At 43.0% G+C, this 14,598-nt stretch carries 13 protein-coding genes; 8 read left to right on the forward strand and 5 right to left on the reverse strand.

All coding sequences use genetic code 11. From position 1 onward, the window contains the following. Nucleotides 1–45 precede the first annotated feature (45 nt). Nucleotides 46–2,268 (reverse strand): serine/threonine phosphatase, encoded by a 2,223-nt coding sequence (locus PN499_RS19030; protein ID WP_272033671.1) that lies wholly within the window; start codon nt 2,266–2,268, stop codon nt 46–48. Between the two features lie 224 nt (nt 2,269–2,492). Here PN499_RS19030 and PN499_RS19035 point away from each other — a divergent pair, with 224 nt between their 5' ends. The 7 genes from PN499_RS19035 (at nt 2,493) to PN499_RS19065 (ending at nt 6,892) form a co-directional block, all read left to right on the forward strand. Beyond that, a complete protein-coding gene (locus PN499_RS19035) occupies nt 2,493–2,759 on the forward strand; it encodes a hypothetical protein (RefSeq protein ID WP_272033673.1) in 267 nt (88 codons plus the stop codon). 21 nt (nt 2,760–2,780) lie between these two features. Beyond that, nucleotides 2,781–3,503 carry a glycerol-3-phosphate ABC transporter substrate-binding protein gene (locus PN499_RS19040; RefSeq protein ID WP_272033674.1) on the forward strand — a complete coding sequence of 241 codons (723 nt, stop codon included), beginning with the start codon at nt 2,781–2,783 and terminating at the stop codon, nt 3,501–3,503. A gap of 238 nt (nt 3,504–3,741) precedes the next feature. After that, nucleotides 3,742–4,578, forward strand: coding sequence for a hypothetical protein (locus PN499_RS19045; protein ID WP_272033675.1), 837 nt, complete (start codon nt 3,742–3,744; stop codon nt 4,576–4,578). Next, on the forward strand, nt 4,575–5,771 hold the full coding sequence (locus PN499_RS19050) for a tetratricopeptide repeat-containing sulfotransferase family protein (RefSeq protein WP_272033676.1): 1,197 nt from the start codon (nt 4,575–4,577) through the stop codon (nt 5,769–5,771). Before PN499_RS19045 ends, PN499_RS19050 begins: the two co-directional genes overlap by 4 nt. 173 nt (nt 5,772–5,944) lie before the next feature. Then, nucleotides 5,945–6,136 carry a DUF2281 domain-containing protein gene (locus PN499_RS19055; protein ID WP_272033677.1) on the forward strand — a complete coding sequence of 64 codons (192 nt, stop codon included), beginning with the start codon at nt 5,945–5,947 and terminating at the stop codon, nt 6,134–6,136. Beyond that, nucleotides 6,123–6,509 carry a type II toxin-antitoxin system death-on-curing family toxin gene (locus tag PN499_RS19060; RefSeq protein WP_272033678.1) on the forward strand — a complete coding sequence of 129 codons (387 nt, stop codon included), beginning with the start codon at nt 6,123–6,125 and terminating at the stop codon, nt 6,507–6,509. The genes PN499_RS19055 and PN499_RS19060 overlap by 14 nt, the downstream gene beginning before the upstream one ends. Nucleotides 6,510–6,556: 47 nt before the next feature. After that, nucleotides 6,557–6,892, forward strand: a complete 336-nt coding sequence (locus PN499_RS19065) for a hypothetical protein (RefSeq protein WP_272033680.1) — start codon at nt 6,557–6,559, stop codon at nt 6,890–6,892. Here the strand turns inward: PN499_RS19065 and PN499_RS19070 are convergent, their stop codons facing one another. The 4 genes from PN499_RS19070 to PN499_RS19085 form a co-directional block, all read right to left on the reverse strand. Beyond that, on the reverse strand, nt 6,893–7,228 hold the full coding sequence (locus tag PN499_RS19070) for a hypothetical protein (protein ID WP_272033681.1): 336 nt from the start codon (nt 7,226–7,228) through the stop codon (nt 6,893–6,895). 145 nt (nt 7,229–7,373) lie between these two features. Then, on the reverse strand, nt 7,374–9,896 hold the full coding sequence (locus PN499_RS19075; protein WP_272033682.1) for an S-layer homology domain-containing protein: 2,523 nt from the start codon (nt 9,894–9,896) through the stop codon (nt 7,374–7,376). 98 nt (nt 9,897–9,994) lie between these two features. Beyond that, entirely contained in the window at nt 9,995–12,148 is a 2,154-nt protein-coding gene (locus tag PN499_RS19080; protein ID WP_272033683.1) for a M10 family metallopeptidase C-terminal domain-containing protein, read from the reverse strand. Next, entirely contained in the window at nt 12,139–12,825 is a 687-nt protein-coding gene (locus PN499_RS19085; RefSeq protein ID WP_272033684.1) for a polysaccharide deacetylase family protein, read from the reverse strand. Before PN499_RS19085 ends, PN499_RS19080 begins: the two co-directional genes overlap by 10 nt. Before the next feature lie 173 nt (nt 12,826–12,998). Here PN499_RS19085 and PN499_RS19090 point away from each other — a divergent pair, with 173 nt between their 5' ends. Then, entirely contained in the window at nt 12,999–14,531 is a 1,533-nt protein-coding gene (locus PN499_RS19090; RefSeq protein ID WP_272033685.1) for a WG repeat-containing protein, read from the forward strand. Nucleotides 14,532–14,598: the final 67 nt, after the last annotated feature.

The raw sequence follows: 14,598 nt of genomic DNA on the forward strand, positions 1-14,598 counted from the left end.
ACCAACAACTAACAACCAACAACTAACAACTAACAACTAACTAATTTAGAATCGGTAAGGTCGTACTTGTGCACGGAGAACAATAGCTGTAATGTTGTCGTGACCATTATGCTGATTAGCGAGGTCTATTAACTCCTTCACACCTTGCTCCAAATTACTTTGGGGGTTGAGAAGAGGTTCGAGCTTACTTTGCCAGTGAGTTTCCAAGAAATTGTTGTCCGTCAGACCGTCAGAGGCCAAAATTAAGAGGGTATCTTCAAGTAGTTCTATAAACTGCACCTCTGGCTTGACAAAATTATTATCTCGTGGGCCGAGAGCTTGAGTTAGCTGATAGGCATCGGGGCGGGAGTATGCAGTTTGCGGATCGACACCCCGCTTAATTTCCCGTTGGCCTACCTCGTGATCGGTGGTGATTTTTTTGAGCGTCCCTCCTCGTCTGAGCCGATAAAGTCGGCTATCACCGACGTGGGCAACAGCAACTTGAGAGTCTTGAATTAAGACTGTAACTAAAGTAGTACCCATGCGGGCGCTACCAGAGCGAACATCTTTTTGATTAACTTCATAGATGGCCTGGTTGGCTAACAGCACTGCTTCGCTGATGGTTTGGGCGGAGGGTAGCTCATCTCCCCAATGGCTTTGAAAGTATTGCTTGAGGCTTTCTACGGCTAATTGGCTGGCTACTTCACCGCTGGAGTGTCCGCCCATGCCATCGCAGAGGACGTAAAGTCCTTTAATCTTAAGGATGCGACCAAGCGAGCTTTCTAGCTTGTTCGTCTGAGTCCAAATGGTGAAAAAGTCCTCGTTGTGATCCCGCTGGCGACCAACATCTGTGCGTCCGCAGTCGTCCAAACGGTAAACTTGCATGGGTAGCGGGAGGGTTGTACTGTCGTCGCCTGCATCAGCGAGCTGGTGCTGAAATTTGCCCAATTGCAGGTGGGTGAGGGCTGAGGTTGGGGTTGGTTCGGGTTGCAGTGAACTGTGCATAGTTTCTAGACGCGATCGCAGTAAGTCTATTGTTTGAATATTTCCCTGATGCAGATCGCGCAACAGGGCGGCCAAAGCACTAAAGAGGGTGCGCTGAGACTGGTTAAATAAAGCCTGCCACAATTCTCCTAAAGTTTGAAGAGTTAGGGAGGATGGAGCGGTTTCTGGATAGAGTCTTTGCAGGCGGATTAAGGCTAAAGAGGCTGTGGGAGTCGGATTTACCCGCAAATTTGTCATTTCTAGTAAGCTTTGACGGCTCTGCCAGGGTTCTAGTGCGGCCCAAAGTTCTGTCATCTCGTTGAGCCAATATAAGATTTGCTGGGTTGAAGTTTGGGGATCGTTCCACTGTGTTGATAGCAATGGCCAATTTGAGCAGTCTTCTAAGAGTATTACTGCTTGTCCGTTTTCCTGCAAAGTGTCGTGAAGGTTGGGCAGGTTTTGGGGAAATTCTGACTTTAGGATTAAGTAAGGTTGTGCGATCGCAGGAATTTCTGACTTAGCTGCTAAGAGTGCTTTGAGTAAGGAAGTTTGTAGAGGATTACAGTCTAAGACCAACACCGTAGCAGTTGCTTCAGTAGCTTTTAATACTAAGGGTTCTAATAGTTGGTAACGTTTCTGCGTATCTAAATAATCTCCCACAGATAAAGATGGGGGAGATGGGGGAGATGGGGAAGTTAAATCTTCTCTAGTCTCCGAGTCTGGGAGTCTGGGAGTCTCAGACTCTTGACTTTCTGGCTCATCTCCTTTAAGGAAATCCAGAGCGGGTATAGCATTTTGCTCTAATTTATCTATAAATTCAGCATCTTCGTTGGCTGGGAAGGATGTAGCCCCTTGCATATTAACCGAGCTAGTATCCTCAATATCTCCGTTGCCGATCTCGTCATCAGGGGGGAGCTGAGGGCTTAAAACTGCTGTTTCTGGGGGTTGGAGGGTGGGGGATATTTCTGTGCTAATTATGTCTGATGCTGGCTCTACAAGACTTTCTGTTGATGCTGCACCAACAAAAATGTCTTGTAGCTGCTGAATTTGACCGTAGGCGTAGTCTGCCGAAGGTATTGCCAGTTCGGGTTCTGAAGTTGGAGTGGGTTGTAAATCTGGTTGCCACAATACTACTGCCAACCATACTTGGCCTGTCACATTACCACAGTTTTGACACTGTTTGGCGCTAAAAGAGACTTTGGCACCGCACTCAGGGCAAAACTTGTCGGTGAGGGAAGTGCCGCAGTTTTGACAAAATTTGTTGCTATTGGGATTCTCAAACTGACACTGGAGACAGACGAGCATAGGGATTGAAGAATTGAGAATGGCTGATGAAGGATGGGGTTTGAGGCTAAGATTTGCTGTGCGGTTATCGGGGCAACCTCTGACACACTTATCAAATCGAGTGCGTAATTCCTAAAAAAAATAACAAATAACAATGCCTAGTAACTATTCTAGGCGAATCCCTGTAATCTAAGGGGGCGATCGCACTCAAATGTCACTCGCCAATCTAAGACTACAAGCAATCTATGTCCACATCGGGGACTCTAGGAGCGAGGGGTTTAGCTAAAGACCTATTAGCGATCTCAAACTGGGTATTACTCATCCGGTTGCCTGCGGCGCGAAAACTGCTAGGGGCGATCGATACCAGAGACGTATTAGTTCGATGCCTACCGCCCTTACTCACAAAAGCTTACGCTAAAAAATTACCGATGTCACAAATATTTAATATATTTATCCTGCCTCAACTATTGACATTTAGCAAAATCCCAAATATGTTCGACTATAGATATTAATCTGCAAGGAACTAAACCCGTATGCTAACAGCTTACAAACCAGAAGTTTTCGACGGTTTAGAGGATTTTTTCACGGTCAGAGATCGGCTTGAGTTAGTCAAGCATAACCTGACAAAGTTGGGTGCAGTTATCCGCAGCTACGGCTTGCAAAAACAAGTTGGTATATGCTTACTTCATAAGCACTTCAACCTGTCTGCTGAAGAGCGGCTAGTTGAGGAGTTTGAAGGTGACAATTCTTACATTAAGCCGACTACAGAATATAGCGATGCTATTCCCTATATGTGGAAGGTTGAACAAAATCAAGTATCTGGTGAGTGGGTTTGGTTTCCGTTAGAATTTGTCCGCAATACTGAGCAGGTAGCAGCGGCAGTTGAACGCTCAGAAGCAGTTGTCAACAATCAAGAATTTCTCAGCGCTATTGCAGCTAAGCTGTCAGAGTTGGGAATGACTAATATGTTCGGCATCAGCATTTTACATCGGGATGCAATTAAAATTGCTGAGGGTGAAATTCTGGTAGAAAATACAGATGATGAAGGGCGCGTCTTGACATTTTCATCTGTTCCTAGACCAGAAGTCGATCCTACAACTTTAACACAAACTCTCTGGCAATTTCCAACAGTAAAAGGGGTTGATGTTGCAGGGTTCTGTGGGCACTGCACGCACTCTCCAACCGCAGAAGCGTTTGAGGTTGAGGTAGTGGGGTTGTGTACGCACTGTACGCACTGTACGCACTGCACGCACTAGAGTAGTTAATGGTTAACGGTTAACTGTTAACTGTTAAATAGTAGAATTAAACGTAGGGTGGGCGCTTGCCGCAAAAAACTTGTAACTTATAGCTATAAATGGTAGTCGGCAAGCGCCCACCTTACTTATTACACAGCAAGGTTTATTTGCGTCTACCTACTTACAAGTTATAGAAGTTTACCAGTTAACAGTTAACAGTTAACAGTTAACAGTTAACATTTAGATAATTTTTGCTTTGATGGTCAATCTTCGCGAAGGAATTAAAATTTTTCAATGCACTCCCAAGGATGAGAGTCAAATTCCGAGGGTGTGGTTGAGTTCGGGTACTGTGCCAGCAGGAGAAATTCTACCAGAGAGTGCTGGTTATTGCGATGGTGCTTTTGTGCCTAAAGAGCCTTGGAGATATCCAACTGCACAGGAATCGGCACTGCTGTGGACAGAGGAGGTACCACCCTATTATGCTGGTATAGGAATTGTGCGTTTGCCGTCAGAAGTGTTAGCTCCGTTTGCAGAACGAGGTATTAGGGAGATCGCAACTCAAGAAGAATTAAAGGCTTTTGGCATCCGCGAAAATTGCCAGGAAGCTTTAGATAAAATTATTGACTATTTTACTCCTTTATGTTTCTCTAATTCTCCGCCTGCGATCAATGGCATTGGCGGAATGCCTCCGGGATTAACTACGTCAACAATTGACAGAAACCGAGGCTGTCATAATGGTTTGCATACTGATAATTGGGATAAATTACCCTTGAATCGCAAGCACGAAGCAACTAATCGTATTTGTGTTAATTTGGGGATGGAAGACCGTTATTTTTTATTTATTAATCTCCCAGAAATGACTTTATTTGAGATGTTGGGAGGTAGCGAGGAGGGAATTCAACAAAATTGGATGCGATCGGCAAATGAGGAATTTATGAGGGGCTATCCAGAATATCCTGTGGTGAAGCTGAGAATAGCACCGGGGGAGGCTTATATCGCGCCTACGGAGAATATGATTCACGATGGAACTACGGCGGATAAGAAACATTTGGATATTAAGATTATGATGCGCGGTTATTATAGGATTCCTAGATGAATTTTGACTATTGTGCTTTGGGAGATGCGCTGAAGTTAGAGGGAAAATTAGAGGAGGCGATCGCGCATTACCGAAAAGCGGTGGAAGTAAATCCTGATTCGCCTTTAGCTTACCACAATTTGGGGAAAGCGCTACAACAAAATGGGCAATTAGAAGATGCGATCGCAGCTCAGCAAAAGGCGATTATCCTACAACCCAATTTTACCCATGCTTATTTTCCTCTGCGCTATGCGCCGCTTCCTAATAATTCTAGTTTAATTGACGATTTAATTGCCCTTTATCGCCAAGTTATTGAGATTTTACCTGACTTTCCTTTAGTTTACATCCATTTGGCAGCAGCCCTGACAAAACAGGGAAAAATTGAGGAGGCGATCGCGGTTTATAAAACTGCTGTTTACAAGCAAACTTTAGTATCTCATCCCGAACTTGCACAAGTAAATTGTAACTTTGAGAACTTACGCAACCCAGACTTTATTATTATCGGTTCTCCTAGATGTGGAACTACTTCTCTTTATAAATATATCACTTCTCATCCTCAGATTTTAGCTGCGGCTGAGAAAGAAATATGTTTTTTTTCAGAACATTTTCATCGCGGTAAGGCTTGGTATGATGCTCATTTTTTCCCAAAAACAGATACGCATAACTTGTTGACAGGGGAGGCAACTCCCACTTATTTAAATCATCCGCTAGCGGCTCAAAGATTGCACGAATCTCTACCGCAAGTTAAGCTAATTATCATTCTGAGAAATCCTGTAGACAGAGTTTTTTCTCATTATCAAATGTGGGTGAGACGGGGAACGGAAAAGCGCTCTTTTGAAGAGGCGATGAACGTTGAAATGGAGATATTAGCAAATGCCAATGAAACGGATTTAGAAAATGCAATGTACTGGAAACAGTGCGAGTATCTCGATAAGAGTCTTTATGTTTATAGTATCAGACGGTGGATGAGGCTTTTTCCTAAAGAACAGTTCTTAATTTTGCGAAGTGAAGATTTTTATGCTAATCCTGCTGTTGCACTTCAAGAGGTTTTTGCATTTTTAGGTTTACCAGATTATCAACTTGCCGATTACGAAAAGTATAATGCTGGGGTTTATCAGCCGCCGATTGATGCTATTCATGGGCGATCGAGTAAGTTTTTTCAACCATATAATTACAAGTTAGAAGAGGAATTGGGCAGAAAATTTTACTGGTAAGTTGCATTTTCTATTAGTTTTGTAGTAAGCTGGTAAGTAAATTGATACAATTAAACGTAAGTGGGCGATTGCCACAAATAGCGATGTTTCTCACAAATAGCGATGTTTCTCATAGCCTAAAATGATTGATGGCGAGCGCCCACCCTACTTAGTATACTAATCTTTTGGGAAAAATGACTACTAAAGACTTACTGCTCCAAGAAATTGACCAAGTGCCAGAGCATAGACTAGAAGAGGTACTTGAGTTTGTGCGCTCCTTGAAAGCAAAGCACCCTGCTAACTCAGAGCAGAGCGATGTTTGGAACGCCTATTTAGCATCTAAACGAGAACGAGAGGAGGTTTACCGTCGCCTTGCTAACTCCTAAATTTCTTTCTGTAGATGATGTGCTGCGACTCCATGCAGACCAGATTGATAGCTTTGGTGGCAGTCAGGGTGTTAGGGATGAAGGCTTGCTGGAGTCTGCTTTGGCTCAACCACAAGCGAGTTTTGGTGGTGAGTTATTGCATCCAACAATTCACGAGCAAGCTGCTGCTTATTTCTACCATTTAGCGATGAATCATCCTTTTATTGATGGCAATAAACGGACTGCTTTCGCGGCGATGGATAGTTTTTTACGTTTGAATGGCTATTCCCTAAATTTGACAGATGAGCAAGCATATAATTTGGTGATGCAGGTGGCACAGGGAAATATGAATAAGGGAGAATTAGCTGCCTTTTTGAAGGAAGTTATAGTCTGAATGTTTTTTGGCTGATTACTGAGAGTGCGATCGTAAAAGATATGACAATGAGTAAAGAAAGCAAAGAATTTGATGTTGATAATGTTACCCAATTAAATGATGAATATTGTGTTCAGGGGGCTTGTAATAAAGGGCCTATCAAAATAGGAGATATATTTTTAGTCGCCTATCAGTACATAGTAAAAAAATCTTTTATTGAAGGAATACATAAATCTGAAAATTTGGGCAGGTCAGATATTAGAGAAGTAAAACTGCAAGTTATTAGAATCAAAATTTTTAATCGAGATATTGATGAACTTGCCCAAGGTATGTCAGGTGAGCTTTACTTAAAAGGGGAAAGGGGTGATATTCTTAGAGAAAGAGATTATTTGGGTTCGTCCTAATTATTTTTGCAACAAGATATCTAATGTTTTAGCAGGCAAAATACCGCGAGGGGAGATGATAGCATCCGCAGGATGAATCATTTCAGCAAGTGTATCCAACTCATCACCAAGATAGTCTGAGTTTGCCAGCATTTCTGGGTTAACCTGCTCGTGTTTGAGGAGAGCATAGAGGGATATGTTACCATCTTTAGATTGCCGATAACGCAATTGCGGTGTATACCCAATTCCTTCTAATAACTTCAAAATTTCAGGCACAGTCATATTTTCAACTGCACTTAAGTTGATAGCTAAAAATACTTCCCCTAGCTTGGAGATAACTGGTAAATCGAGACTCATAATACTTCTCCTTCAAATGTACATTCGTAGCGTTTACCTACGCACAGAAACCGGGTTTCTTAGAAAAATATTCGATTTTCTACGGAGATTATACTCAGAAACCCGGTTTCTAATCTCATTGCGCGTAATTTCTGAAAAAACTTACTCACCTTTGGCCAACTTTGTCACTCATTTGCCAAATCTGAATAGAATTATCCTTACCTACGCTAATAAGAATTTGCCCGTCGCGACTGAAGGCGATCGCACCCATCCCTTCCATTGAGTGCATTAGTTTCCCGGTGCGTAGATTCCACAGTTTGAGAGTGCGATCGCTACTGCTACTAGCTAGAGTTTGTCCGTCGGGACTAATCGCGATCGCCTCTACCCCCGCAGAATGTCCCTCTAGGGTATAAAGCGCTTGTCGCTTCCGCAAATCCCAGACTTGGATGCGAGAATTTCCCGACATCGCGTGGGCGAGAGTCCACCCATCCCGACTGATAGCGATCGCCTTAATTCCGCCTCCCGCCACCGCTGGAACCGCCAGGGTACTGCGAAGTGCCCCCGTCACCACATCCCATAACTTGATCTCGCTAGGCCCGCCGCTGCTGGCGAAAACCCGCCCTTGAGAAGCGATCGCCATCGGGTTAAATCCATCAAGACTATACAGGAGTTTTCCAGTAGTAACATCCCACAAATTAATCCCCTTATTATGACTGCAACTAATCGCAGTTTTGTTATCTGAACTAAAACCAACTGCATTAATCCACCCCCCTGTATGGGATAGATTGCGTCGGATTTCCCCAGTAGAAATATCCCACAAAATCGCGCTGCCATCGCCACTACCGCTCATCAAAGTTTGCCCATCTGGACTAATAGCTACAGACCAAACATTACCTTCATGACCAGATAAGGTATTTAATATTTCTCCTGTTTCCAGATTCCAAAGTTTAATTTCCTGCTTACCGCTGGCGGCTAAAGTTTTACCATCAGGACTAATTGACACAGAGAAAACTGGATTTTTGCTACCAGGTAAAGTGCGGACTAATTTAGGTGCGATCGCAGCCTCATTACTCTTAGTATCCGGTCGATCTTGAGGCTTAGCATCTGGCTTATCTTGAGGTTTAGTCTCTGGCTTATCTTGAGGTTTAGTCTCTGGTTGAGCTTGAAGTTTAGTATCTGGCCGATCTTGAGGCTTATTATCAGCGGTATTTTGACCAACACCATAGCCATTACTAGCTAAAAATTGGCGTAATTGTCCCAAAAATTGAGCGCGATCGCTACCTTGATAAATCTTCTCAACTAATTGCCAACCTTCCGCCTCTTGACCGAGTACATACTTACTTGCTAGGTAAGCCGCCAACACGCCTTTTATATCTTGATTATTGCTTTGACGAGTGCTACTTTCTACCCACAGTTCAGAGGCATTAGTGTAAACTTGTACGGGATATTGTTTAGTAACATCTAACATTTTGCCTTGACGATATTGCCAGATTTGTAATGGCAATCGAGAATCACTATAATTGGTAAATGCCTCTCTAAATCTTCCATCCTGACTTTTGAATTCCAGAATATTATCTCGATCTAAATCCTCAAGTTCGTAATTGACATTACCCCAAGAATGTTGTGTAAGTACGTAGGTTTTAGGTGTAGCCTCGTAGCGGTAAATATAGGAATAATTGTTGCGAATGCTATTACTGCTGCTTTTAGCGGACACCAAATCTACTAAGACTTCCGGTTCCCCATCGCCATCTAAATCGCGTACTCGTAGAGATAATAACAGCCCCTCAGATATTTCATTTGTTGCTTTTCGATCTATGTTACCTGCAAGCGATCGCGTCGGTAATAGCACAGGTTCATCGAGCAATATTTGACCTTCCCGGCTAATTTTTATCCGCAAGTTTTTGCCATCTTCACCTTGTTGCTGATAAGAAAATTCTGCACGAACTTTGCCAACTTCTGATATCTCTGTTTTAGTTGGTTGAATATCTGCGGGAACTTGGGCAATATATTGAGAAGGAACTAAAGCCGCTTGACCAGATTTAGACACAGCTTGGCAAAGAAATGCAGCTACTTCTGCCCGACTTACATCTTGATTTGGTTTAAGTTGTCTAACATTAGGATAGTTAACAACAAGCTGTTTTTCAGCAGCAGCCGCGATCGCATTTTTTGCTAAATCGGGAATGTCCGCCGCATCGTCAAAAGTCGCGGTCAAAATGTTAGTCACCGATTGCGTTGGGGAATACCTTAAACCATTACTTAAAGATACCACCACTTGCCAACGAGGAATATTAAGAGTAGGATTAAAGACACTACCATTGTAGCTAGAAATAAATCCCGTTTGATATGCTTCTATTATGGACTTATAAGCCCAATAATCAGTAGGAAGATCGACAAAAGTCATAGCTTCTCGAACTGGCTTAGCATTGGGAAAAGCTCTGCGGACGATGGCAGCAAATTCGGCGCGGGAAACGGGGCGATTGGGGCGAAAAGTTCCATCTTCGTAATAACCACTAATAATTTTTTTATCGGCTAAATCTTCAATACAAGCTTGGGCCCAATGGTTTTGAACATCCTTAAACCTAGTTTGGGCAAAAGCCGGGGCTATCCTGCTATTAAAAAGCACCTCATTCGCTAAGATCAAACCCAAGGCTAAGGCTGTTACAGTTTGGGATTTATGCGATTTAACCATACAAAAACTCCTCTACTCACACACATATTATGAACTACTCTCGAATCAAAGCAGAAAGCGGGTTGCGAGAAACCCGCTTTCCCTAACGCCGCAGACTCCTAAAACAGCAACACTGTGCCATTACTGTACTGAGGTACACCGATCGCCACCTTGCCACCAGTCGCCGTTACCGATGCGCCAAAGTTAGCAAATGTGGGTATAGCATTCTGTGTGAAGGACAAGGTGTTAAGGTAAGTTTCAACCAGGTTGCCTGTCGTACCATTAAATCGAAACACAGCCCCCCTGCTTTCATATCCCGGTGCTCCAATCAGGATATCGTTGTCTGCGATCGCCAAGGAAGATCCAAACAAATCAAAAACCCCCGGATTTTGGCTGAGGTTGGGGTTAGAAAAAGTCTGAATTAGTTCGCCGCTACTACCATTAAAGCGGTAGACAACATCCCCCATCGGTGCTCCAATTAGGACATCGTTGCCAGTTGTTACCAGTTTCGAGCCAAATTGATTGTCAATGCGGGGGTTAGGATCGTGGAAAGTCTGGAGGAGTTGACCTGTAAGGCTATCGAACGAATAGACTACGCCAAAATTGTTCTCCCTGAAAGATCCATTTCCAGGCGCACCGATCGCAACATTGTTGCCTAAAGCCGCCACCACTTTGCCAAATCCAATTATTTCGGGGTTGGGGTTGCGGAAGGTTTGCAAAAGTTGACCGGTATTACCATCGAATAAGTATGCAAATCCTGACTCTGCTGGCCTACCCTGCCTATAGCTGGGATCGCCGATCAGGACATTGTTGCCGACAAAGGCGATAGAATCGCCGAATTGATTGGTATAGCCTAAGTCATTGGTATTATTGTCAGGAGCATTGGGACTGCGGAAGGTTTGTAGAAGTGCGCCTGTGTCAGCGTTGAATAGATATACAATACCGTTAAATAGAGATGAGGTAAATAAATTGTCGCTGGTGGGGTTATTAGATGGCGATCCGATTAAAACTTTGTTATTTGCGATCGCGACTGTCTTCCCAAATGGAGCCGATAGATACGGTGCAAAACCTGTCTGTCTTTGAAATGTTTTCAGGAGGGTTCCGGTGCTAATATCAAATAAATAAGCAATGCCTCCGTTAATGGGAGCAGAATTATCAACAGTGCCGATGAGTAGCTGGTTGCCACTAGCCGCGATCGAAGTACCAAAACCCTCGATTAAATTCGGACTAGGAGTCAAAATGCGACTCGGCGATCGCAAATTAACATCCACAACTTTCACCTCTGCTGTATTTGGTTCTCCTAAAGTGGCAATTCCTGTCGGGTTTTCCAAAGTCAGCACCACTCTGCGATCGTAGTGCCGAAGAGCATTATTAATAATAGGAAGCTGCACAGTTTTCGGCATCGTATCCCCTGAAGCAAAACTCACCATTACAGGAGTATTCTCAAATTCATTTGAAGCAATACTAGAAAAATTACCCGTAGCTTCCAGCCTCACCATTGCGCTAACAACACCGTCACTACCACCAGCGCGAGTCACAGTTACAGTATTAGACGTGCCATCTGCGTTAACCGTGAAATCCTTTGCACTCAAAGCTAACGTACCAGGAATCAGAAAATCTGACCGTTCTAGCGTGCTATTAGCATCCTTCAAAATTGCCAATAACTCTCCCGTCTCCTTCTGAATTAAAGTATTACTTGGCTTTTGGGAATCTGGCAAAAATGTCAGATTTTCAAACTCAAGACCCTCAGTTAAAGCAATTAAATCTTCACCTTTTTGGAAATCTTCAATCGTATCTACCTCAGTAACTGTAGAATCGGCACTTTTATTTCCGATTACGAATACATCATTGCCCCGATCCCCCGTGAGATTATCTGTGCCGCGATCGCCATAAAGAGTATCATTGCCAAAGTAACCAAATAGTCGATCGTTCCCTCGCCCGCCCCGCAAAACGTCATTTCCTTCATCCCCTGCAACTAAGTCATCCCCAACATCGCCTCTCACCAAATCGTTGCCTTCTCCTCCTAGAAGAAAGTCGTCATCTCTACCCCCAAAAATAGAATCAGCTTCTGCTAAACCTATAAGGAAATCCCCACCTTGATTCCCAACAATAAATTCTGCATCTGAGGAACCTATTACAGTATCATCGCCCCCCAAAAGCCACACTCCCAAAGACAAACCTGCCAGTTGTCCGGGGGAAAGAGTCACGTCTTCGGCGGTGCCGTCTCCCAGCAAGCGCGGCTGACCAAAGAAAGTATCGAGTTTTAATGCCATATTTGTATCTTTTTAGGATTCCATATTCGATCGATGGTAACAAAATTATAGCCTCGATCTAAAAGTATAGGAATGATTTCTGCTGCTGAGAGTGCTACATCTTCTCCGCCACAATGTCCGTCGTGTAATACAATAATTGAACCCCTACAAGTCTGCTGAATCACGCGATTAACAACCACAGAAACCCCTGGTCTTACCCAATCTTCAGGTACTACACTCCACATTACAGGGCGATATCCCCAACCCGTTAACAAATTTAATTGGCGTGGTGTAACAAAACCGTTTGGTGGGCGCACGTCTCGGACTAATTGTGGTGCTAAACCGCAGGCTTCGTAAATATGATTTTGGGTATTTTCTAATTCCAATTTTAAGTTTGTTGGTGTTAACTTAGGGAAGGATATATGTTGATAGCCATGTAAGCCAATCCAATGACCGCTTTCATAAATAGCCTTAGTAATTTCGGGATAGCGTTGGACGCACAAACCGAGTAGAAAAAAGCTAGCTGTAATATTGTATTTATCTAAAATTTTGAGTAATTTTGGCGTATGTTGCGGGTGGGGGCCATCGTCAAAAGTTAAGGCAATCTCCGGCCGATTGACATCTCCTGTCCACAGGCAATTTGGGAAAGTATGCTTTAAGATGGGATGGATAACTGGAAAGAGAGGTGCTAATGCCATTAATTTATTTCCTTGTGATTGGAGTTGAAAAATGGAAGGGCAAGTCTGAAAGAAGATGTGAGGAGTTTAGCTAGAAAAATCAGATTTTTTCCTGATTGCTGGTTCGATCTAATTGTATTTTAAAGTATCAAGTCAATAGAATTGTATAATAGTTGAAAAACAGGAGCCTATTTATGACTAACCCTGTAAATTTTTCTGACATTCAAAGCCATTGGGCGCAAAAATGTATTATTGAGTTGGCACAGCGAGGGATGATTAATGGCTATCCCAATCGCACTTTTCGCCCAGAGGTAACTATTACTCGTGCTGAGTTTGCTGCTATTTTACTCAAAGCTTTTCCCAATTCCCCCATAGTCGCTACTGCCATTACTTTTACTGATGTCCCTGAGAATTACTGGGCCCACGAAGCAATTAAATTTGCTACGGAAAGAAAATTTTTTGCGGGTTATCCTGACGGCACTTTCAAGCCTAATCAAATGTTACCGCGAGTGCAAGCAATTTCAATTATAGCAAATGGGTTAAATTATCAACCTGTTTCACCAGCGAACGAGACATTAAGGAAGTATTTTGACGATGCAGCGGAGATTCCAGACTATGCCAGAAATGCGATCGCTGCTGCTACAGAAAACTACCTGATTGTCAACTACCCAAATGTCAGGAAACTTCAGCCCAATAAGAACACTACCAGAGGCGAAATTGCAGCCTTATTATGTCAAGCATTGAAAATAGCAAATGTATTGCCACCGCAGTATACGCCTTGGAGTGAATTCTTAGTAATACCCCCCATTTTTGATGGGGCTGAGTCATTTTCTAGTGGGGTAGCTTGGGTAAAAATTGGTAAAAAATGGGGTGCGATCGACCAGACAGGAAAATTATTGATCCAACCAGAATATTATCTACATTATCCTTTTGTTAAAGGGCTGGCATTGGTGACAATTGGTGGCAAGTTCCGCTATATTGACAGAACAGGTAATATTGTGATTCAACAGGATTTTGAAGAAGCTTCTTCTTTTATTGATGGGTTAGCAACTGTCAAGATCGGTGGCAAATTTGGCTCGATCGACACAAAAGGGAAAATGGTAATTCAGCCACAATTTGAAAGTGCTATTTATTTTTCGGAAGGGTTAGCAGCAGTGAAGTTTCAGGACAAAGATGGCTTTATTGACAAGACTGGTAAATTTGTAATTCCGCCCAAATTTAATTGGGCATTGCCTTTTTCCGATGGTGTAGCTTTGGTTGTGGAGGATGGTAAATCTGGCTTTATTGACAAGATGGGAAAGTTTACTGAGATAATTATGGATTACACATTGACTGATGCTATAGGTAATTTTTCGGAAGGTTTTGCGCGAGTTAGTCTCAGTGTTGGTGAAGGATTTATTGACAAAACTGGGAGGTTAGCAATTCAGCCTCAATTCAAGTATGCTTCGCCTTTTTCTGAAGGGTTGGCGGCAGTTTATAATGGTGAAAAATGGGGATATATCAATACAAAAGGAGAGCTGGTAATTCCTTTTAAATTTAGTCGTGGTGGCTCTTTTTCTGAAGGTTTAGCACAGGTGGAAGTTGACGGGAAGTTTGGTTTTATAGACAAAAGTGGCAATTATGTTATTAATCCGCAATTTAGTCGGTCTTATGATGATATTTCTGACGGATTTGCTCCGGTATCTTTTGGTTTTGGTAAGTGGGGATATATTCGCTCTCCGTTGTAGGTTGTTGTACCGTTGTTGATAACCTGGGATTGCTTCGCTGTGTTCGCAATGACAGAATAGATTATTG

This window comes from Kamptonema animale CS-326 (assembly GCF_028330895.1).
In the GTDB taxonomy this organism is placed as follows: Bacteria; Cyanobacteriota; Cyanobacteriia; order Cyanobacteriales; family Microcoleaceae; genus Kamptonema; species Kamptonema formosum.

Coding starts and splice junctions, on each gene's coding strand:
- PN499_RS19070 (WP_272033681.1), bottom strand. CDS start 7,228: ATGAGTCTCGATTTACCAGTTATCTCCAAGCTAGGGGAAGTATTTTTA.
- PN499_RS19075 (WP_272033682.1), bottom strand. CDS start 9,896: ATGGTTAAATCGCATAAATCCCAAACTGTAACAGCCTTAGCCTTGGGT.
- PN499_RS19085 (WP_272033684.1), bottom strand. CDS start 12,825: ATGGCATTAGCACCTCTCTTTCCAGTTATCCATCCCATCTTAAAGCAT.
- PN499_RS19040 (WP_272033674.1), top strand. CDS start 2,781: ATGCTAACAGCTTACAAACCAGAAGTTTTCGACGGTTTAGAGGATTTT.
- PN499_RS19030 (WP_272033671.1), bottom strand. CDS start 2,268: ATGCTCGTCTGTCTCCAGTGTCAGTTTGAGAATCCCAATAGCAACAAA.
- PN499_RS19050 (WP_272033676.1), top strand. CDS start 4,575: ATGAATTTTGACTATTGTGCTTTGGGAGATGCGCTGAAGTTAGAGGGA.
- PN499_RS19090 (WP_272033685.1), top strand. CDS start 12,999: ATGACTAACCCTGTAAATTTTTCTGACATTCAAAGCCATTGGGCGCAA.
- PN499_RS19055 (WP_272033677.1), top strand. CDS start 5,945: ATGACTACTAAAGACTTACTGCTCCAAGAAATTGACCAAGTGCCAGAG.
- PN499_RS19045 (WP_272033675.1), top strand. CDS start 3,742: ATGGTCAATCTTCGCGAAGGAATTAAAATTTTTCAATGCACTCCCAAG.
- PN499_RS19035 (WP_272033673.1), top strand. CDS start 2,493: ATGTCCACATCGGGGACTCTAGGAGCGAGGGGTTTAGCTAAAGACCTA.
- PN499_RS19080 (WP_272033683.1), bottom strand. CDS start 12,148: ATGGCATTAAAACTCGATACTTTCTTTGGTCAGCCGCGCTTGCTGGGA.
- PN499_RS19065 (WP_272033680.1), top strand. CDS start 6,557: ATGAGTAAAGAAAGCAAAGAATTTGATGTTGATAATGTTACCCAATTA.